Origin of the sequence: Paenibacillus sp. PK1-4R (genome assembly GCF_030369595.1) — a bacterium.
Taxonomy (GTDB): Bacteria; Bacillota; Bacilli; order Paenibacillales; family Paenibacillaceae; genus Paenibacillus.
On the sequence record NZ_CP126535.1, the window covers coordinates 3,445,593 to 3,465,093 of the forward strand.

General features: G+C 43.2%; 19 protein-coding genes. 16 read left to right on the forward strand and 3 right to left on the reverse strand.

The features are described from left to right. The first annotated feature begins 693 nt into the window (after nucleotides 1-693). Both codB and QNO02_RS15020 read left to right on the forward strand, forming a co-directional pair. On the forward strand, nucleotides 694-1,971 hold the full coding sequence (gene codB, locus QNO02_RS15015) for a cytosine permease (RefSeq protein ID WP_289392625.1): 1,278 nt from the start codon (nucleotides 694-696) through the stop codon (nucleotides 1,969-1,971). Next, nucleotides 1,940-3,208 carry a cytosine deaminase gene (locus QNO02_RS15020; protein WP_133384822.1) on the forward strand — a complete coding sequence of 423 codons (1,269 nt, stop codon included), beginning with the start codon at nucleotides 1,940-1,942 and terminating at the stop codon, nucleotides 3,206-3,208. The genes codB and QNO02_RS15020 overlap by 32 nt, the downstream gene beginning before the upstream one ends. Nucleotides 3,209-3,295: 87 nt before the next feature. Here the strand turns inward: QNO02_RS15020 and QNO02_RS15025 are convergent, their stop codons facing one another. After that, nucleotides 3,296-4,420 carry a GerAB/ArcD/ProY family transporter gene (locus QNO02_RS15025; protein ID WP_133384823.1) on the reverse strand — a complete coding sequence of 375 codons (1,125 nt, stop codon included), beginning with the start codon at nucleotides 4,418-4,420 and terminating at the stop codon, nucleotides 3,296-3,298. A 131-nt stretch (nucleotides 4,421-4,551) separates the two neighbouring features. On the opposite strand from QNO02_RS15025, the gene QNO02_RS15030 reads away from it, so the two are divergent. Next, on the forward strand, nucleotides 4,552-5,514 hold the full coding sequence (locus QNO02_RS15030; RefSeq protein WP_133384824.1) for a helix-turn-helix transcriptional regulator: 963 nt from the start codon (nucleotides 4,552-4,554) through the stop codon (nucleotides 5,512-5,514). A gap of 85 nt (nucleotides 5,515-5,599) precedes the next feature. Further along, a complete protein-coding gene (locus tag QNO02_RS15035; RefSeq protein WP_133384825.1) occupies nucleotides 5,600-6,127 on the forward strand; it encodes a VOC family protein in 528 nt (175 codons plus the stop codon). On the opposite strand, the gene QNO02_RS15040 is transcribed toward QNO02_RS15035, so the two are convergent. Continuing rightward, nucleotides 6,124-7,023, reverse strand: coding sequence for an AraC family transcriptional regulator (locus QNO02_RS15040; protein ID WP_289392628.1), 900 nt, complete (start codon nucleotides 7,021-7,023; stop codon nucleotides 6,124-6,126). The two genes, QNO02_RS15035 and QNO02_RS15040, sit on opposite strands and share 4 nt — an antisense overlap. A gap of 81 nt (nucleotides 7,024-7,104) precedes the next feature. Between QNO02_RS15040 and QNO02_RS15045 the strand changes: the two genes are divergently transcribed. Beyond that, nucleotides 7,105-9,045, forward strand: coding sequence for a glycoside hydrolase family 127 protein (locus QNO02_RS15045; RefSeq protein WP_289392629.1), 1,941 nt, complete (start codon nucleotides 7,105-7,107; stop codon nucleotides 9,043-9,045). Between the two features lie 21 nt (nucleotides 9,046-9,066). On the opposite strand, the gene QNO02_RS15050 is transcribed toward QNO02_RS15045, so the two are convergent. Beyond that, entirely contained in the window at nucleotides 9,067-9,252 is a 186-nt protein-coding gene (locus tag QNO02_RS15050) for a hypothetical protein (RefSeq protein ID WP_240768012.1), read from the reverse strand. Between the two features lie 137 nt (nucleotides 9,253-9,389). On the opposite strand from QNO02_RS15050, the gene map reads away from it, so the two are divergent. The 11 genes from map (at nucleotide 9,390) to QNO02_RS15105 (ending at nucleotide 19,492) form a co-directional block, all read left to right on the forward strand. Then, entirely contained in the window at nucleotides 9,390-10,130 is a 741-nt protein-coding gene (gene map, locus QNO02_RS15055; RefSeq protein WP_133384828.1) for a type I methionyl aminopeptidase, read from the forward strand. Nucleotides 10,131-10,300: 170 nt separating this feature from the next. After that, nucleotides 10,301-11,539, forward strand: coding sequence for a DUF418 domain-containing protein (locus QNO02_RS15060; RefSeq protein WP_133384829.1), 1,239 nt, complete (start codon nucleotides 10,301-10,303; stop codon nucleotides 11,537-11,539). Nucleotides 11,540-12,104: 565 nt separating this feature from the next. Continuing rightward, nucleotides 12,105-12,476 carry a DUF7674 family protein gene (locus QNO02_RS15065; RefSeq protein WP_289392631.1) on the forward strand — a complete coding sequence of 124 codons (372 nt, stop codon included), beginning with the start codon at nucleotides 12,105-12,107 and terminating at the stop codon, nucleotides 12,474-12,476. A gap of 454 nt (nucleotides 12,477-12,930) precedes the next feature. Beyond that, nucleotides 12,931-13,314 (forward strand): ArsR/SmtB family transcription factor, encoded by a 384-nt coding sequence (locus QNO02_RS15070; RefSeq protein ID WP_240768013.1) that lies wholly within the window; start codon nucleotides 12,931-12,933, stop codon nucleotides 13,312-13,314. Continuing rightward, a complete protein-coding gene (locus QNO02_RS15075) occupies nucleotides 13,311-14,177 on the forward strand; it encodes an aldo/keto reductase (protein WP_133384831.1) in 867 nt (288 codons plus the stop codon). The genes QNO02_RS15070 and QNO02_RS15075 overlap by 4 nt, the downstream gene beginning before the upstream one ends. Before the next feature lie 207 nt (nucleotides 14,178-14,384). After that, nucleotides 14,385-14,966, forward strand: coding sequence for a DNA polymerase III subunit beta (locus QNO02_RS15080; RefSeq protein WP_165980175.1), 582 nt, complete (start codon nucleotides 14,385-14,387; stop codon nucleotides 14,964-14,966). Between the two features lie 103 nt (nucleotides 14,967-15,069). Next, nucleotides 15,070-15,924 (forward strand): AraC family transcriptional regulator, encoded by an 855-nt coding sequence (locus QNO02_RS15085; RefSeq protein WP_133384833.1) that lies wholly within the window; start codon nucleotides 15,070-15,072, stop codon nucleotides 15,922-15,924. Between the two features lie 186 nt (nucleotides 15,925-16,110). Next, nucleotides 16,111-16,557 carry a GNAT family N-acetyltransferase gene (locus QNO02_RS15090; RefSeq protein WP_091030296.1) on the forward strand — a complete coding sequence of 149 codons (447 nt, stop codon included), beginning with the start codon at nucleotides 16,111-16,113 and terminating at the stop codon, nucleotides 16,555-16,557. 201 nt (nucleotides 16,558-16,758) lie between these two features. Further along, a complete protein-coding gene (locus QNO02_RS15095; RefSeq protein ID WP_091030293.1) occupies nucleotides 16,759-17,364 on the forward strand; it encodes a TetR/AcrR family transcriptional regulator in 606 nt (201 codons plus the stop codon). A gap of 280 nt (nucleotides 17,365-17,644) precedes the next feature. Then, a complete protein-coding gene (locus QNO02_RS15100) occupies nucleotides 17,645-18,412 on the forward strand; it encodes an ABC transporter ATP-binding protein (protein ID WP_091030291.1) in 768 nt (255 codons plus the stop codon). Nucleotides 18,413-18,460: 48 nt separating this feature from the next. Further along, nucleotides 18,461-19,492 carry an aliphatic sulfonate ABC transporter substrate-binding protein gene (locus QNO02_RS15105; protein ID WP_133384834.1) on the forward strand — a complete coding sequence of 344 codons (1,032 nt, stop codon included), beginning with the start codon at nucleotides 18,461-18,463 and terminating at the stop codon, nucleotides 19,490-19,492. Nucleotides 19,493-19,501 lie beyond the last annotated feature (9 nt).

Below are 19,501 nucleotides of genomic sequence, written 5' to 3' on the forward strand. Positions count from 1 at the left end.
CTCGTTGTGGTTGAGTGGGTATTTCAATCACTTCGTCTGTTTGGGTTGTATAACTTTTTGTCGTTTGCTCGTTGGTCTTCACAGGTTCTTGTGAAGGAGCGCTTTCCGAACGGCTGCATGCTGCAAGGACGAATAGAAGAAGAAAGCATGCTCCCCATATCAATAGGTGTTTCTTAATTGCACTGTTCATCATTGTTTCCCCCTGAGTTCTCTTTTTCTCATTGATAACCATTATCAATTACATGTAATTATAGGTGCCATTTCCGGGGCTTACAATGAAAAAAACGCAGTGAATTTATTTGTACAAATGTCAATGCGTGCATCTATTTGTTCGTTGCATTATTTTCAATCCGCAGGTGTGCTGTCATCGGAGTATGCGTGATCAAAAACAGCTTGCTGTATAAGGAATTAATAATCGTTGGATAATAATGACATTGACAACTGCAGAGTTTTCCAAAATAATAGTATGTAATTGAATACTGGTACCTTTAATTCAGTCCAGAGAGGCTGGCAAGGGCAGCGGATTTCATAATCACGCGAGAATCAAGGGCTTATTCCGTCATGGGATGCTCTGTGTCTTCGCGCGGGTTATGATGCAAAAAGAGGCTACTTGTCAGTGTATATAACTTGACGAGTAGCCTCTTTTTTCTGCTTTTTTTGGTATCAGATACACTTTATGTTGGGGGTATTCTGATGAGCAAACAAGATCAAGAGTTTTCATGGCAAGCTGTGCCGAAAGCGCAAAGAAACCACTTTTGGAAGACGTTATCCGTCATGCTCGGTTTCACTTTCTTCTCTGCAAGCATGCTGGCAGGAGGCACGTTGGGCGTCAGCTTGACGTTCATGGAGTTTATTGGCATCGTACTTGCAGGTAATCTGGTGCTCGGTATCTACACAGGGGCACTGGCACATATCGCCGCCAAAACGGGCCTGTCCACACATTTGCTCGCTAAATATGCGTTCGGTGCAAAAGGGTCGTATCTACCTTCGTTCCTGCTAGGCTTCACACAGGTCGGATGGTTCGGAGTAGGCGTAGCCATGTTCGCGATTCCGGTCGCCAAAGCCATGGACTGGAACGTGTACCTGTTAATTATCGTGTTCGGACTTGCCATGACAGCATCAGCCATTTTCGGCATGAAGTCACTCGTCATTCTCGGATATATCGCGGTTCCTGCGATTGCCATTCTCGGTGGTTACTCCATGTTCGAAGGTGCAGGTTCGCTGGGTGGTCTGCAAGGCTTGCTTGATTACACGCCGACTCAGTCGCTTACCGCGGCGGCGGCATTAACGATCTGTATTGGATCATTCATAAGCGGCGGAACGCTGACACCCGATTTTGCCCGGTTTTCCCGAACATCGAAACAGGCAGTTACCGCAACAGTGATTGCATTCTTCCTGGGTAACTCACTCATGTTTCTGTTCGGTGCAGTTGGTGCGATGGCCTATAACCTGGCTGATATCTCGGAGGTCATGTTCCTGCAAGGATTGATCATCCCGGCAATCATCGTTCTGGGGCTTAATATCTGGACGACCAACGATAATGCACTGTACGCTTCGGGTCTTGGTTTTGCGAACATCACCAAAATCTCAAAGAAATTTTTCGTCATCGTAAACGGCATTGTGGGTACCGTATTCGCCATGTGGATGTACAACAACTTCGTCAGTTTCCTGAACGTACTGGGCGCGGCGGTACCATCCATCGGGGCTATTATTATCGCAGATTACTTCATTGTAAAACGTAGAAACTATAAGCCATTTGCCGATATGTCATTCAAAAATGTAAACTGGGTAGCGATGGTCGCTTGGGCCATCGGCGTTGCATTCGCCCAACTGGCTCCTGGCGTAACACCATTGAACGCACTGCTTGGTACAGGATTAGCCTATATCGTCTTGATGCTGATTGTTCCTGCGAAAGAATCTAAAGAAATGGGGAAAATAAATGATTATACAGAACGCAAAATTGCGGGGTAAAGAAGGACTATGGAATATTGTTGTGAAAGACGGGAAGTTTGAGCGAATCACACAATCGCTTGAAGTGACCGACAATGAGGAAGTCCTGGATGTCAACGGATCGCTTGTGCTGCCACCGTTCATTGAGCCGCATATTCATCTCGATACAACGCTCACCGCAGGCGAGCCGGAATGGAATCTAAGCGGAACGCTGTTCGAAGGCATTCAACGCTGGTCAGAGCGCAAGGCTTTCTTGACACATGAAGATGTCAAAACACGCTCCAAAACAGCACTCAAGTGGCAGTTGGCACAAGGTATCCAGCATGTACGGACTCATGTGGACGTTACCGATCCAAGCTTGATCGCCGTTAAAGCGATGCTTGAAGTAAAAGAAGAAATGGCTCCATATATGGACATCCAGCTTGTTGCTTTTCCACAGGAAGGCATTCACTCTTATCCAAACGGGGCAGAATTGCTGGAAGAGTCACTGAAAATGGGCGTTGACGTGGTCGGCGGTATTCCACACTTCGAATTCACACGGGAATATGGCGTTGATTCAATGAAAGTTGCGTTTGATCTGGCTGAAAAATACGATCGTCTTATCGATATCCATTGCGATGAAATTGATGACGAGCAATCCCGTTTCGTTGAAGTTGTAGCCAAGGAAGCTTATGAACGTGGACTGGGTTCACGCACAACGGCAAGTCATACAACCGCGATGGGGTCATATAATGACGCTTATACGTACAAGTTGTTCCGTTTGCTGAAGATGGCAGATCTGAACTTTGTCTCCAATCCGCTGGTTAACATTCACCTGCAAGGACGCTTCGACACGTATCCAAAAAGAAGAGGGCTGACGCGTGTCAAAGAGTTGCAGGAAGCAGGTCTGAATGTGTGCTTTGGTCACGATGACATCTTCGATCCATGGTATCCGCTCGGTACAGGCAACATGCTGCAAGTACTGCACATGGGGATTCATGCTTCGCAGTTGCTTGGTTACGACCAGATCGTGAATTCAATTGACCTCATTACGAAAAACAGCGCAAGAACGTTACACATTGAGGATGTATACGGTATTGAAGAAGGTAAACCTGCTAACTTCATCGTACTTGAAGCAGAGAACGAATATGAGGCTGTTCGCAAACAAGCCAGCGTACTTTATTCCTACAGAGGCGGCCGTAAAGTTGCGGAATCGAAGCCGCGAGACACATCCATCATTTTTGAAGGCGGAACAGAAAAGGTTACTTTTAATAAATAATGTAGAAAATATACTCCCATTAAAAGTCGCTATTTTAGCGGCTTTTTTGCTTGTTTTTACTGTCTACATACAATAAAAACCAAACATTCAGCTTGCCTTAAGTGCTTCACTAGAAGCCTGCTTCCCGCCTTTTTTACGAACAAAACTAATGATCAGCAGTAGCAGTGGTAACAAGCCAAATAAAAAAATGGACATATTGCCAAGAAAATCACCCAAGGCTAACGTTTCCTCCAGGTTTTTAGGCAAGTAAGCAATTACATACAAGACTGGCAACATCGCGAATTGTATGCTCGTAATATTTTTGAGACGAAACAAATCTCGGATCCCGATTGCCGCAAAATAGTGTTTAAAAGCATAGGTTGCAAAGATCTGCATCAGCCAAAACACAATGAACAGCGATTCATAACGCTCAAAAAGAAACCCCTCGATTTCAAAACTTCGAACCATGTCGAACGTTGGCCACATTCGTGTTTGAATTCCTGGCAAAGATAAATTCCCTACAACGGTGACAATCGTGACCAAATATATGATCGTACAACTAAGTATGCTGTATATAGCAGCTTTATTGCTCGCTTTCACGTCCACCATGTAAGCTGTGATGATGAGTAAAACTTCATATCCAGAATAGGACAGACACGAAGGTTTAAGACCCTTCAACACAGGCATGAATCCATCGCCCAGGAGTGGTCTTAGGTTGTTAAGTTCAAACATCTTGGTGCTTAAAAGGAAAACCAGCGCTAACAACACAAGCGTAACGGGCAACACGATTGAAAAGACCCGGATGATGACCTTAAGACCACCCGTTAACATATAAATACCAATCCACAGACTGACCATAATAGTGACCCAAGTAGGCGTGCGCTCAAGGATGTACATACTTGTAATTTCGGCCATGACTCTAACTTCGAATGAACAAAGAACAACAAAATATACGATAATTAAAAGTCCCAATAGATAAGCAATCCACTGACCTGTGATTTCGGGTATAAATTCGAATACCGTTTTACCGGGGAATCTACGACACAAGGTTACAAGGAGGATGCTGATTGTGGTTACAATTAATCCTGATAAAATGACAGAAATCCATACATCTGGTGTTCCTACTGCTTTACTAATTGTGCGAGGGAGTGTTAGAATTCCAGCTCCGAGTATTGAATTGATAACTACAATAATTACCTCGGAGGTATTAATATTAGATGTGGCTTGCTTCATTTGGCCTTCGCTCCAAACCGGAGAATATATTTCTAGGTAGTATCGCCCAACGCAGATGTTTTATGTAAAATATGCTGTACTGATATAATGTAGAGATATCCAATAATGATTTGAAGATGAGGATGTAGGTTATGCCAAAGAACGATAATATGTTAGCCATTCTATGGATGCTGAATTCTGGCACCAAAGTAACTGCAAAACAAATGTCCGAAAAGTTAGAAATCAATATAAGAACCGTATATCGATATATTGATGCATTATGTGCCAGTGGAGTACCGATCATTTCCGATACAGGTCACAACGGCGGGTATAGCTTGCTGAATCAGCATATCAAAGCACCTCTTTTATTTGATATTGAAGAAAAAAAGGCACTCCTCCAAGCTGCTGTGTTTGCAAAAGAAGCTGGATACCCTTTGACTGAGGCATTGGACAATGCAACATCCAAATTGAAAATGTATTCAAATCAGGATCAGGAAAAAACACTTCGTCGTCATTTAGCCGGGTTTAACGTTATCAATCGTATGGGAGACCCATCCATTCAGCCGATCTTGGCGGAATTGGAGCAAGCCGTGGCTAATGATTGGTCTGTCGAAATTGATTATCTCAGAAGCCGTGATGAACAACCCAAGAATAGAGTAATAGACCCGTATGGAATGGTTTACTGGAATAATAAATGGTATACCATTGCGTTTTGCCACTTGAGAAATGAGTTCCGCAGCTTTCGGGCAGATCGTATTCTGCAAATCAAGCTTACTCCGATTCGCTTTAAGCGTTCGCAAGCTTTTTCAGCCCGTGAATTTTTTCTGCAAAATTTGTTACCTGATGTAGGGGGAAAAGAGGGGTTAATTTCCTTGGTTATCAAAGGCCGATCAGAGGCATTGGATGACTTGGGGCTGCATTGGTTTATGGGACATTATCTGAAAGAGCGGACTTCTAATCAAGCCATCTTTTTATTTGATGAAAAATCAATTGATACATACGTCCCCTATTTTCTCCTATCCTATGGGAAATCCATTCAAGTCATCGAACCACAGCGTGTGAAGGACCGACTTGTTGCTGTTGTATCCGAGTTAATGGAATACTATCAACTTTAACAACTTCACTGACAGTAGATGTCAGTGAAGTTGTTTTATAATGATGACAATCTCGGATTACTGAGAAGGAAGGCGGAGTAGACATATGAGTGAACAGACAAAACACAAGGCAGTTTCAGGAAAATATACAAAGAAGGGTACACCTAACGGAGTTACATCGATTACCCCATTTATAACAGTGAAGGATCCTTCTGAAGCAATTCATTTCTATAAAATTGTTTTCAATGCAAGGGTGAAGGATATCACTGAGCATCCAGATGGAAATGGTGATACGTTTATTGTTCATGCCGAATTAGATTTTGGAAATGGTTTTTTACAGCTGGGAGCAGCGAACCCGGCATATCAATTGGCTTTGCCCCCAGATCAAGATCATGCATGTTATTCTTTAGGGATTTATGTCATTAATGTGGATGAAACCATTGCAACCGCCGTATCCAGAGGGGCGAAAGTAAGAGAAGAGATTGTTAACTTTGCGTCTGGTGATCGATTCGGAAGTATACTAGACCCTTTTGGTGTACGCTGGTCTATTCTGACCCGGATTGAAGATTTATCGGAAGAAGAAAGTAGTCGGCGAGTCGCTGAGTGGGCCAAAAGCGTCTCCATGAACAGCTAGTTCAGATATTTCTTGCGAAACTGGAGGGGAGATATTCCAACACTTCGCTTGAAGCAGGTAGAAAAGTAAGGGGAATATTGAAAACCCACTTCAGCGGCTATACGATCTATCGACCATTCCGTCGAAACCATAAGCTGCTTGGCCCGCTCAATCCTAAATTGTAATAAGTAATGAACCGGTGTGACACCGTATTTCATTTTCATACAGCGAACGATGTAGCTAGGGTGGAAGTGTAGCGCTGATGAGAGTGTTTCATTGGTGATCTCTTCTTGGTAGTGTTGCTGGATGAAAACAGCTACGTTCTCGGCAAGCCGTGAAGCAGGTGTTTTGGCCATATCTGAGATGCCATTTTCAAGTGTAGCCAGAAAGCGGAATAACAGTTGCTGCTTCTCCCAGAAGGAATCACCTACCGGCAGTTCCAACAGCTTCTGCATTAGATCGAATGCGAGTTGGGGACTTAGCACCGTAGTTTTCTTAGGAATCCGTATTGATTTTGGCTTATCGAATGGCGATAACGGAATTACCGCTTCCCATTCTTCGATTAAGGGAATCTGATGCCAGTTCCCATGCTCAAAATGAACCCAGTAAAATGTTGTTTCCTGTTCGCAGGGCCTAAACGAGTAATGCTCACCTTCAGGTAGTAATACCAGTGCATCACCTGTACCAAGTGTCCATTCCGTCCCATTCTCACCGATATGTAGTTCCCCATCAACCACGAGCAATACATCAAACAGACCGAAATTTCTTCGATTAGGATGACGGTCGCCTACACGGAACGTTGAACGACCAGATTCCCAGTAATATGGAAGAGGTGGGGTTTGTAAGGCAACAATTAATTCTTCATTCAATGAATCAACCTCATTTTTTAGTGTCATTTTGTATAGAAAAATGCTCATTCCATTCCTATCCTCACTTTAAGAAAAAGCATATACTCGACTTTGAAAAGAGTCAAATTTTATACTTTTGAGGTGTGTATAATGGGACAGAACCAGATCCAAATTCAAGACCAATTTTGGAATACATATTCCTATCTTGTACGAGAAACGGTTATTCCCTATCAATGGGAAGCTCTGAACGATAGGGTAGAGGACGCTGAGCCTAGTCATGCTATTCGAAATTTCCGTATTGCTGCTGGCTTGGAGCAAGGAGAGTTTGGCGGATGGGTATTTCAGGACAGTGATCTCTACAAGTGGTTAGAGGCCGTTGCTTATTCGCTCCGTCATCATCCAGATCAGAGGTTAGAGAAGATCGCTGATGAATCCATCGAATTGATTGGCCAAGCCCAACATGACGATGGTTATCTGAATACCTACTTCACGATCCAAGAACCTGGGAAGCAATGGACCAATCTTTATGAAGCTCATGAGCTGTATTGTGCGGGTCATTTAATTGAAGCGGCAGTTGCGTATTACCAGGCTACGGGGAAGCGTAAGTTACTAGACATCTCATGCCGATTCGCTGATCTGATTGATCGTATGTTCGGAACCAAGCCGGGACAGATAAGGGCTTACTGCGGTCATCAGGAAATTGAATTGGCTCTGGTTAAGCTATACGGTGTTACGGGAGAAGAACGTTATTTGAATCTAAGCCAATACTTCATAGATGAACGGGGTAAGCAGTCCAACTATTTTATCGAGGAATGGGAACGCGGAAGCCGAACAAATATCTGGTCCCAGGGAGCACCTAATCTTGAGGTCTATCAATCTCATCTTCCTGTTCGTGAGCAAAAGGTAGCTGTTGGACACTCCGTTCGGGCAGTTTACATGTACACGGCGATGGCTGATCTTGCGCGACTAACAGGTGACGAGGGACTGAAGGCGGCGTGTGAACGACTTTGGTCGAACACAACAGGCAAACAAATGTATATTACCGGAGGCATTGGTTCTACACACCTCGGGGAAGCCTTTACGTTTGACTACGATCTTCCGAATGATTCCGTTTATGCGGAGACCTGTGCTTCAATTGGTTTGATTTTCTGGGCACGACGCATGCTTCAATTGGAAGTTAAAAGTGAATATGCGGATGTGTTGGAGAGAGCGCTATACAACAATGTGCTGGGTAGCATGTCTATGGATGGGAAACACTTCTTTTATGTCAATCCACTTGAAGTTTGGCCAGAAGCAAGTCTCAAAAATCCAGATAAACATCACGTAAAGCCCGTCCGACAAAAATGGTTTGGTTGCTCCTGTTGTCCTCCAAATGTTGCACGGTTGCTAGGTTCGTTAGACGATTATATTTACGACGTGTCTGAGGATGGCAGAACGATCTATACCCATTTGTATATTGGAAGTAAAGCCTCGTTCGAGCTTGCCGACACCACAATAACATTGCATCAACGCTCCGAGCTGCCTTGGAACGGCCACGTTGAATTCTCGGTTCAGCTCCCCAAAGATAGCGAATGTGCCGAGTTCGAGCTTGCACTGCGTATACCGGATTGGTTCCAGAACGGACAGCCCACCTTGAAAGTGAATGGTGAAAAGCAAGATATTCATGTTGAGAATGGTTACGCGAAAATAAATCGCAGCTGGTCAGATGGAAATACAGTGGAGTGGCTGCTTCCGATCGAGCCGAAGTTAGTTGCTGCGCACCCTTTAATTCGAGCAGATGCAGGCAAGGTGGCGATTCAACGCGGCCCGCTCGTTTATTGCGTAGAAGAAGCAGACAACGGGGCACCGCTCACTTCGCTCGCGTTGGCTTCGGAGCCACAATTAACCGCGTATGCTGATCCAGATTTGCTAGGTGGTTGTATCGTAGTAGAAGGGGATGGTTTCGTGACTGACGACAGCTCTTCATGGTCAGATGAGAAGCCGTACCGTTCTTATATTAATCAAAAAAAGGAAGTACGTTTCAAGGCCATTCCCTATTATCTGTGGGGTAATCGGCTGGCTGGTGAAATGAGCGTGTGGCTACGCTATTAAAGAGGAAGTAAGGATGTACTTTTACAATTCCACAAAAGGCACCACCAAGAAAACGAGCGCACCCTGAACATGGATGCGCTCGTTTTCTACTGTCCGTAATCCTATACGTCTGTACGGTCGAAGTATCCTAATTGAGCTTCTTATATCCATTCCCCATGTTTCCATCACACTAATGATGGGCCTCAGCGTATTACCTAAATCGCTCAAGCTGTATTCGACTCTGGCCGGTACCTCCGCATAAAAAAGTTGCGAAGCTTTGCAGCTTTGGATATGATTATCTAAAGTTCAATCAAAAAAATACTTATGTAATCAATTAATGATAAAAGATAGTGAGGTAAGAAAAAATGATCGCAAGAACAGAAGAAGATTTTAATGGCTTGAAGGAAATTGGCAAAATTGTTGCTTCTATTAGAGATGAATTGGTTCAAAGAACTATCCCAGGCATAACCACTAAAGAGCTTGATGATTTGGCAGGAGAGCTTTTTGAGAAAGCTGGCGCAGTTTCTGCTCCAAAAAGTGAATATAATTTCCCGGGATTTACTTGTATTAGTGTTAATGAAGAAGTGGCACATGGTATTCCGGGAGAGCGGGTTATTCAAGAAGGGGACATCGTCAATATTGATGTGTCTGGCTCCAAAAACGGTTATTTTGCAGATACGGGACTCTCGTTTGTCGTAGGCGAAGGTGAAGAAGTATTAACGAAAATATGCGACGTTGTTAAACTGGCATTTGAAGCAGGTCTTAAAAAAGCAAAACCAGGCTCCAAAAAAAGCGGAATCGGAAAAGCCGTATTCCAAACTGCCAGACAGCATGAATTAACGGTTATTAAAAACCTTACAGGACATGGTGTTGGACGTGGAATACATGAAGCACCTGACCACATCTACAATTATAATGATCCATCGGATGATGAATTGTTAAAAGAAGGTATGGTTATTGCATTCGAGCCGTTTATCTCAACTTCAGAAGAAGAAGTAGAACAAACAGGTGATGGCTGGACCTTTGTTACTAAAAACAGCTATGTAGCTCAAATAGAACATACTATTATTCTTACTAAAAATGGTCCGATTATTGTCACTCTTTAAGGTGTTCAAACTGAAAGTCGCTAAATTTAGCGACTTTTTTTGTTTTTGTTTTATTGGTACGTCAAAGTAAATCAAAATATAAACGTTCGCTTATTAATTTATGTTGAAATTATGGAAGGATTTAACGTATATTTAGATCTGATCTTTATGTTATAGACAGAGGTGATTGATTGAGCACATCAAAAAAGCGCGTTCAAGTCATTGATGGACTGCGTGGATTCAGTCTGGCCGGCATTGTGCTGGCGAATATGCTGGCTTTCCAATATGGAATGTATGGCCAAAGTAAACCCCAACTGTTCGGGATTGGCGGAGCAGATCAGGCTTTCCTCTCATTCCTGCTGATCACTGTAGTGGGCAGTTTTATGCCGATTTTTGCATTTATGTTTGGCTTTGGAATGGTTAAGCTCTCAGAAAGCCTAAAATCACGAGATTTACGACCAAAGTGTCATCTGGCACGCCGTTTTCTACTACTGTTTGGAATCGGTTTACTGCACATCATCTATCTGTGGGAAGGGGATATCCTGACATTTTATGGTGTACTCGGTTTCTTCTTGCTCATGTTCCTTAATCGGAAGCCCAAAACGCTGCTCATTTGGTCGGTACTGCTACTCATGGGAGCGGGCATACTTGGCCTCCCGGCATCTAATCCGATGAACCCGCTGGCGATTGAGTCCATTCATATGGAGAACTACATCATTCAAAGTCAGGATGTATACGGTAGCGGCACATACGCGGAAATCAGGAATTTCAGTAATAACGGCGATCCATTCGGCGGGGATTTGGAGGTGTCATTTGCCCTATTGATCCTGCTGTTAGCCCCACTCATGACAGTACCGATGTTCTTGCTCGGCATGCACGCTGCCAGAAGCGGCACGTTTAGCGATCCCCAAACGAAGCGGACTATGTATCTTCGCCGTGCCTCGTTATTAATTCCAGTAGGTTTGATACTCAAAGCATACGGTGTATTGGCGCCACAATTGGGTGCGGAAGGTTGGCTCGGTATCGGAATCGGGGGGACGCTTGGAGGAACGTTGCTTGCACTCGGATACATTTATGCATTTGCACTGTTGTATGCGGGAAGTCGCCGTTCCAGCCTGATGTACAGATTTGAGGCGGTTGGCCGTCTCTCGTTGACGAATTACCTGATGCAGAGCGTAATCTGTACGACAATTTTCTATGGATACGGCCTGGGACTGTTTGGTCGTGCTGGTGTGTTTATCGGAGCAATTATTGCGCTTGCTGTCTACGGCATTCAATTGTGGCTCAGTCCGCTATATCTCAAGAAATTTAGCAATGGTCCTGTCGAGTATATCCTACGGATTTGGACTTATCTGTCCTGGAAAGGGCAGCCAAGAAAGAAGAAAAGATCGAACTTAGTTACGCATGAAAACGCGCCTGGTGTCCAGTAAGCATAAAGTGTTATCGTGAAACGCAAAAAGAAGCTCGTTCTACCAAAAGAGAGGGCTTCTTTATGCCGTAACGATCATCTTCCTAATCATCTTCCTAAAATTAAATCAAGACAGGAATTATACACTTAACGTTGGACTGAAGAATAAGCTATCACCCTAATGTTTCCTGTTATAATTAGTAATTATTTATAGATCCAACATATCAACCCTAATACATAAGCTAACTATTATAGTGCGGACAGTGGTAAGGTAATGCGAAATGAAAGATGAAGCATATACATTCAACTGTTTCCACTCAAGCTTGAAAGGATCATTATTGTGCTAAAAATAATTAATTTTCTTCTTTTCTTGCTGATCATTTGGGTAGTCATTTTTTATCCTTTTCGTTTTGCATGGTTTGAAGGTTTAAAACAGATTCCCGCAGATCTTCATGGTGTTTATTTACTTTTCTTGTTCTTTGGATATCTGATCTGTTCAACTGCTATGGGACTTATGGTTGGCAAGATGTTTTTTAAACGAAAAGAGCAGTAAGTATGTGTAGGTAGGAAGGTAGGGAGCTTGGAAAATGGACAAAGGTATTTTAATCAATCAATTCTTAGAACTTTTTCCTGAATTCCACGATTGTTATATAGAACATTTGGATTTATATCAAGAGTTTCTAGGACATGTGTTTTTTGGTGATGAAGTGGCTACTTATGTTGAAGGATTGCTTCGTGAAAATGATGATACAGAACAAATTGAGAAGTTTTTCAATTTTTTCGAATGGATGGCAACTCAAACAAGCCTTTATATTGTACAAGTGTTATCTACTACAATTTTGTATGATTTAGGTGGGCATACAGATATTTTGCAAAAAGCTCAATGTTATATGAAGTTACATACTAGAAGACTTTCTCAAGAAATAGAAGATTTGCACTCAGGGAAATATTTTGCTTAGGATACTCTGCTGGAGATGAGGTATTCAAGAGTTTGGATCGTTGGTTTTATAATATCATTCAAAGTCGCTAAAGAGGAAATCATTAAGGCAGGTTTCTCAATTATTAATACGATCCACTCACCGACGCAAGTTGCTAACCAACCTGTCTATATCATCATTGCACAGAAGAATAAATAAGTTCAATTTATAGAAGCCACTCCATTCGTCTGGGGGGCTTCTTCTTTTGCTAATGTTCAAACAGCATCATAACTAGGAGCACATTTTTTCGGAGAACCGAGAGGCAACTACCACATTAGATTGGAACAGTTTATCCATCGGGACTTATTTCCGTTGTCTTAAGTCATGGGAAAAATAGGTTCTTGAATTTCTTTCCCGATGTACAGCCGAATCCGAGATTGTGATAGGCTGTATCTACAAAAGTATTACACGTTCTAAATGGAAGGGGATATTTTACTTGGATCAGGAACTTGCGACCACGATAGCTATCGAATTTAAGAACAATCAGAAGGTGTTGAATGCGATCGGAGACGAGACTCGGCAAGCCATCCTCATAGCCTTGATTCAAGGGCCGCAAAAACCCGGCATGCGCGTAGGAGAGATCAGGATGAAGACTCACCTTTCCCGACCGACCGTATCACATCATCTGAAAATATTGAAAGAATCACAGATAATAAGTGTTCGTAAAGAAGGAACTCTCAACTATTACAGCCTTGACTCCGGTAGCAAGTTGAAATTGTTGAAAAACCTGGTGAACCAAATAGAAAAGTTGCTAGCACAATGCGAAGAACAAGCATCGGAACAACAAATAGGAAACACGGGGAGGGGGAGTTCCGAATGAATCAGACAGTCGTAGCGGCAAACGGAGTGGGCATTCCTCAACTCGGGTTCGGCCTATATAAGATCAAAGACGGGGGGACCTTCGAGAGGACTGTCGAGGAGGCTATTCGAATGGGTTATCGCCATTTCGATACGGCCAAAATTTATGGTAATGAAGCGGCGCTAGGTCGGGTCATCCAAAACAGCGGCATTCCCAGGGAGGAGTTCTTCATTACCTCCAAGGTATGGACGACAGACCTGGAGTACCGTGCGACGAAAAAGGCGTTCGAGCAGACTTGCCAGAAGCTGAACGTAACATATCTTGATATGTATTTGATTCATTTTGCCGGTCCTCAATACGTGAACGCCTGGAAGGCGATGGAAGAGTTATACGACGCAGGTAAAATCAAAGTTATAGGTGTAGCCAATTTCGAGATCCGGCATCTGGAGCATCTGAAGAAACATTCCCGGATTTCGCCGATGGTAAATCAGATCGAGACCCATCCGGAATTTCCACAACACGAATTGCATGATTATATGGTTCGACATCGGATTCTGCATGAGGCTTGGGGACCGTTGGGGCAGGGAAGCAAAGCGCTGCTGGAGCATCCGGAGCTGGCGGCAATTGCCCTTTGTCATCAGAAATCGGTTGCGCAAGTCATTTTGCGCTGGCATCTGCAACGTGGAATTATTGTCATCCCCAAATCATCGAATCCTCAAAGGATAAAAGAGAACAATGAAATATTCGACTTTGAGTTGAATGAGAAGGAAATGGAACAAATACGACGATTGGACACGGGTAAGAGATATTCCGTAAGTCCGAATGGCTACATGGTCAACCCGATTTATATCAATTTGATGAAACTATTTATTCGCTCTCATTGATGGATCATATTTCTACGGTACTGGTAGGGCGTAACTCCGTATTCAACTTTGGACAACAACCGAGTACTCAAATTTGGTGGTCGTTCCCTAAAAGCTTCTTTCTTCCCGAGCATAAAGCGAAACTTCGATTCCCGAAATCCAGTTGAATATATAAAAAAGGTGTCTATACGTAATTGTTTTATTGGGGCTTTCCTGTGAGTCATGAGCATGACAGGGTACAGCCCTTTGTCAGGATTATGCAGTTCTAGCGGACATTTCACACGCTGTCTTCCAGCGAAAAATCTCTATGAAATATCAAAAATGTTAAACAAAGCAGATGAAACGACCGAAATCGAAGTGAGTAATAACCGAGTTAAATTCATGACAAATGGACTGAAGGTGGAGTCTGTTCTTATTGAGGGAATGTTTCCATCCATAAAGAATGTAATTCCTCAATCTTATATGTGTGAAATCTCAGTTGATAAAGCATGTCTGTTGAGAGCAGTTGAATGTGTGACTGTAATGGCTAGTGCACAAGTGATTAGACTAGTAGCAAATGCAGCCACATTGAAACTATTGTCCAAAACAGCTGATGTTGGAGATATTCAGAATGAAATTCCATTGTTAGAGATGTGTGGGGAAGAATTTATGATATCACTAAATGGAAAGTTCTTTTTTGATATACTTCGCAACATGGATTGCGCTAGCCTCCGGTTAAGATACGCTGGGAAAACAAGTCCCATCGTCGTACTTCCAGATGATTCGCTCATATCTACTCTTTTTTTGATTACTCCAGTGATGACCCGGTGAACCGTATCATCAATAAGAGCAGTTTTACTGACTTTTTCGTGCAGAAATTGCAAGGTATTCATTATTTATTTCCCATAAAATTACCTTGAAGGGAGGGAATACGATGGATTGGTTGGTCCGGATGAATAGTGCCATGGAATATATCGAAACAAATCTAGCGGACACTATTTCATTTGATAAAATCGCACAGAGAGCCTGTTGCTCTACCTATCATTTTCAAAGGATGTTTCCATTTATTACTGGCGTATCGTTATCGGAGTATATTCGACATCGACGGTTGACGTTGGCGGCATTCGAACTGCAGACAACAGATTCAAAGGTTATTGATGTAGCAATGAAATATGGATATGATTCGCCGGAGGCGTTTGCACGGGCCTTTAAAAATCTTCATGGCATTATGCCTACATCTGCACGCGATACAGGCGTTTCTCTGAAAGCCTATCCTCGAATGTCCTTTCATATTTCAATAAAAGGGGCTGTCGAAATGAATTACCGTATTGAGCAAAGAGATTCTTTTGAGATGTTTGGAGTATATGGAATTATAAATGCAGACCAGAAAACAGCGTTCGCTGAAGTACCTCAATTTCGTATAAAATGTGATGATGATGGCAGCGTTGATCATATGAACGACTTATTGGGACGTTTTGGTGATACCATGTTACATGCCGCCCTTTATGATCACACTAAAGAATCTTTCAAATACATGATCTGTTATCATGTACCTAAGGGACTTGAGATTCCGGAGAGATTCACAAAACTTGCTGTCCCAGCATTAACGTGGGCGATTTTCCCGGAGCCGCAGTGTGATATGCAAAAACTATGGGTACGAATCTATTCTGAGTGGTTTCCGACATCTGAATACGAACAGGTTGAGGGCCCTACTTTCGAAATGTATTATGGAATGGCACGGCATGGGAATGTTTCAGGAGAAATCTGGATACCCGTGAAGAAAAAATAATGCTTCCATACGAGTGGAATGCAGGCTGTTAACGAAGAAGACAACTGAAAAAATAAGATTATAATATAAGGTCATCCCCACAAAGGATGGCCCTAAAACTTGCCGTTACAGACAGCGCGGAGAACCTTATCACCAATAGGGTATAGGGGAGATTGTCCGATTTATTTTATCTTGAGGGGGTTTAGTATGAATATTAAAATACGAGAAATTATATCAGATGATTATGCTGAAGTTGTTTTTTTATGGAATGATGTACTTGAAATTCGTAATGTTAATGATGCAGACTTCCGAGTGACTATGGAAGAGATGAATAAGGCCGGGAATTACAAAACATTTGTTGCACTAATAGATAATGATGTCGTGGGTTTTGTAACTATTGTACAGTCATTATCTGTAGGAGTTCCAATAGGTTATCTACATATTCAAGCTCTTGCTGTTAAAAGAGAGCTGCAAAATAGAGGGATAGGCACAAAACTACTAAGACAGACTGAAAATTATGCTAAAGAACGGGGAATATCAAGTATTATTTTATGTAGCGGAATGAAGCGAACCAACGCTCATGCTTTTTATGAGCATAACGGCTATGACAGAGATTCATATTGCTTTGATAAAGTGATTGACTTAACCCATTAATTGCGCTAAAAAGACCCAACACACTCTGTGAACTAAGAGTGGAAGTTGGGTTTTTTCATTGACGGATCACATTTCTGCGGTCCTGAGTGATCGGACATATCTTTCACAACATGACCGAAGATGCTCTGAAAGCTTCCCGGATGAATCCAGCCTGTAAAACGGCTATGCTATAATGAAATTCAGAAAGGGGTTGCAACGTTAATGTCACCTAGAAACATAGAGAAAGACCAACAACAACGGGAAAAAAGAATCAATCACATCCTTGATTCCGCTTTGGAAATCATTGCATTCAAAGGAATCGGTTCAGTAAGCATCAACCACATCGCAGCGGCAGCAGACATGAGCATTGGGAACATGTATCACTACTTTAAGTCCAAAGACGAGATTATCAGCGAAATTCTCAGAAGAGGTCAGACGCGTTACGGCGAACATGTCTCCCAACTCGCTGAGCAATCAGGTGATGCTCTAAATAAACTTTTACTATTGTCTGAGTCATGGCTCGCGCTGGAAAACAATTGGGCTTACACGATTCTTATCCACACAGCGCGGCTTTCGGAATCTTCCTCCGAAGAGATTCGAAGAGAAGTTACAGAACGTTTCACGAATAACCTTGGTCCTGTCGCGAACATAATGGAACAGGGGCAAAAGGAAGGGCTTATCGTCAGTGGTGTCCCCTTGGAGCTTGCCTATTATTTTGTAAGTTTAATTCAAGGACTGACGCTGCAAAAAATGCCCGGCGCTGAAGTTCCGATTCGTGCGCAAGCGCGTTCCATCGTCTCTTTATTTACTGCAAGACATGAGGGGTAAAGGGTTCGGGATCACAAGCGAACAAGGTTTCGAATATGAAAATATGCGTGATCTCTACATAATTCCAAAAGTCTCCAAAAGAAATGATTGACAACAGATACAGGCCACTGCTACAATTTCCCCAACAAACCGAATGATTGCTCGGTTTGTGAACGAGAGTTCGACTGGATAACCAGAGATCGTTCGTGGGGAAAGATATACAAGCAGAAGGCCTTTTTTTATAACCATAAAACCAAGTAAATAGATCTGAAAAATTATTTTAAATTGGAGGTTTCATCTGATGCTGAATATTGAGCGGTTGAACAAAACGTTCGCTGCTCCTACCGGGCCGATTCTAGCACTTAGCAATATAGGGTTGCAGGTTGAGCGGGGACAATTTATTACTTTTATCGGACCCAGTGGCTGCGGCAAAAGTACATTGCTCAAGATTGTGGCCGGGTTGGATACGACATATGAGGGAAAAGTGGAACTGAACGGAATGGCCATTACGGGACCAAGCGTTGATAAAGGGTTTATTTTTCAGGAGCCACGTTTGTTCCCTTGGATGACGGTCGAGAAGAATATCGCGGCCAATCTCTCGCTTCGCAATGCTCAGGTTCGCCATCGAGTTCAAGAGCTAATTGAATTGGTTCGTCTAAAGGGATTCGAGAAAGCATATCCGAAGGAGTTGTCCGGAGGAATGGCTCAACGGGTGGCTATTGCAAGGGCTTTGTTGCGCAAACCGGAGATTCTGCTGCTCGACGAGCCTTTTGGAGCACTCGATGCCTTCACTCGCACACACATGCAAGAAGCGCTGCTGGATATCTGGCAGAACAGCCGGACGACAATGTTGTTCGTTACGCATGACTTGGACGAAGCGGTATTTCTTGGAGAGAAAGTCGTCATTATGAACCCTCGCCCAGGTCATATCCGCAATGTAATTCATGTAGACCTTCCCTATCCGCGTAAACGCAGTGGGAGTTCATTCCAGGAACTTCGCTCCCGCGTTCTAGGCGAGTTCGAAAAAGTGGAACATTCTCCCTTGATAGACAAGGGCGCTGGCATTTAATTGGATACGTATTAACGAATCTACTTTCATAAAAGGGGATGCGAATAGATGATTAAAAAATTGGGTTGGTTTGCAGCCATACTTGTTCTGATACTGGTTGTATCGGGATGCGGCAATGAAAATAACAACGCCAGCAATGGCAAGAATGCCAAGCCAGTAGAAGATAATTCGAATCCGAATGCATCCGATGATGATGTCACGGTGAAGATTGGTGTACAGGGCAAGGGTGGCTTGTTCGGTAAAGCACAAGAACAGAAGTGGTTTGAGGATGCATTTGGAGAGCTGGGGGTAAAAGTGGAGTGGTTGGAGTTCCAGAGCGGTCCTCCAATGATTGAAGCGATGGCCTCTAATCATCTGGACTTTGCTGGCATGGGCAATATGCCCCCAATCTCTGCACAAGCAGCTGGTATTGACTTCAAAATCATCTCACAGCTACTTGATGGCAAGAACAATGTAGCGATCATTGTGCCGAAGGATAGTCCGATCAAAAGCATTGCGGATCTCAAGGGCAAGAAGGTCGCCGTCACGAAGGGCAGCAACGCCTACAACTTCCTTTATCTAGTACTCGAAAAGGCTGGTTTAGGAAACTCCGATATTCAAGAAATTCAATTACAACCTGATGAAACCCAGCCTTCCTTCGAAAGTGGAAAAGTGGATGCCTGGGCCGTCTGGGACCCATACATTACCCTGAATGCACTAAGCGGCAAAGGAAAAGTGCTGGCTGATGGGGAGAGCGAAGGTGTACTATCTCCATCTTTCCAATTGGTTCGTTCGGATTTTGCGAATGAGCATCCGGAGCTTGTTACGCTTTATTTAAAAACATTCGAGAAGGCCCGCCAGTGGGAAGCTAATCATCAAGAGGAAGCGTTTCAGCGCTATGCCGACGAACGAAACATTCCGATTGAGCTGGTGAAGGGCATGCAATCACGGGCGGCAATGATCAATATCCCGGTAAGTGACGAAACAATCGCGGATCAGCAGAACACTGCAAACTTTCAATTTGAATTAGGTACAATCCGCAAGGAAATCAACGTGGCTGACGTGTTCGACAACCAATACATTGAAGAAGCTCTTAAATAAAGTAGGGGT

Bases quoted from the DNA above. Each gene is read 5' to 3' on its own strand.
- codB (WP_289392625.1), top strand. From the start codon at position 694: ATGAGCAAACAAGATCAAGAGTTTTCATGGCAAGCTGTGCCGAAAGCG.
- QNO02_RS15020 (WP_133384822.1), top strand. From the start codon at position 1,940: ATGATTATACAGAACGCAAAATTGCGGGGTAAAGAAGGACTATGGAAT.
- QNO02_RS15025 (WP_133384823.1), bottom strand. From the start codon at position 4,420: ATGAAGCAAGCCACATCTAATATTAATACCTCCGAGGTAATTATTGTA.
- QNO02_RS15030 (WP_133384824.1), top strand. From the start codon at position 4,552: ATGCCAAAGAACGATAATATGTTAGCCATTCTATGGATGCTGAATTCT.
- QNO02_RS15035 (WP_133384825.1), top strand. From the start codon at position 5,600: ATGAGTGAACAGACAAAACACAAGGCAGTTTCAGGAAAATATACAAAG.
- QNO02_RS15040 (WP_289392628.1), bottom strand. From the start codon at position 7,023: ATGAGCATTTTTCTATACAAAATGACACTAAAAAATGAGGTTGATTCA.
- QNO02_RS15045 (WP_289392629.1), top strand. From the start codon at position 7,105: ATGGGACAGAACCAGATCCAAATTCAAGACCAATTTTGGAATACATAT.
- map (WP_133384828.1), top strand. From the start codon at position 9,390: ATGATCGCAAGAACAGAAGAAGATTTTAATGGCTTGAAGGAAATTGGC.
- QNO02_RS15065 (WP_289392631.1), top strand. From the start codon at position 12,105: ATGGACAAAGGTATTTTAATCAATCAATTCTTAGAACTTTTTCCTGAA.
- QNO02_RS15075 (WP_133384831.1), top strand. From the start codon at position 13,311: ATGAATCAGACAGTCGTAGCGGCAAACGGAGTGGGCATTCCTCAACTC.
- QNO02_RS15080 (WP_165980175.1), top strand. From the start codon at position 14,385: ATGACAGGGTACAGCCCTTTGTCAGGATTATGCAGTTCTAGCGGACAT.
- QNO02_RS15085 (WP_133384833.1), top strand. From the start codon at position 15,070: ATGGATTGGTTGGTCCGGATGAATAGTGCCATGGAATATATCGAAACA.
- QNO02_RS15090 (WP_091030296.1), top strand. From the start codon at position 16,111: ATGAATATTAAAATACGAGAAATTATATCAGATGATTATGCTGAAGTT.
- QNO02_RS15095 (WP_091030293.1), top strand. From the start codon at position 16,759: ATGTCACCTAGAAACATAGAGAAAGACCAACAACAACGGGAAAAAAGA.
- QNO02_RS15100 (WP_091030291.1), top strand. From the start codon at position 17,645: ATGCTGAATATTGAGCGGTTGAACAAAACGTTCGCTGCTCCTACCGGG.
- QNO02_RS15105 (WP_133384834.1), top strand. From the start codon at position 18,461: ATGATTAAAAAATTGGGTTGGTTTGCAGCCATACTTGTTCTGATACTG.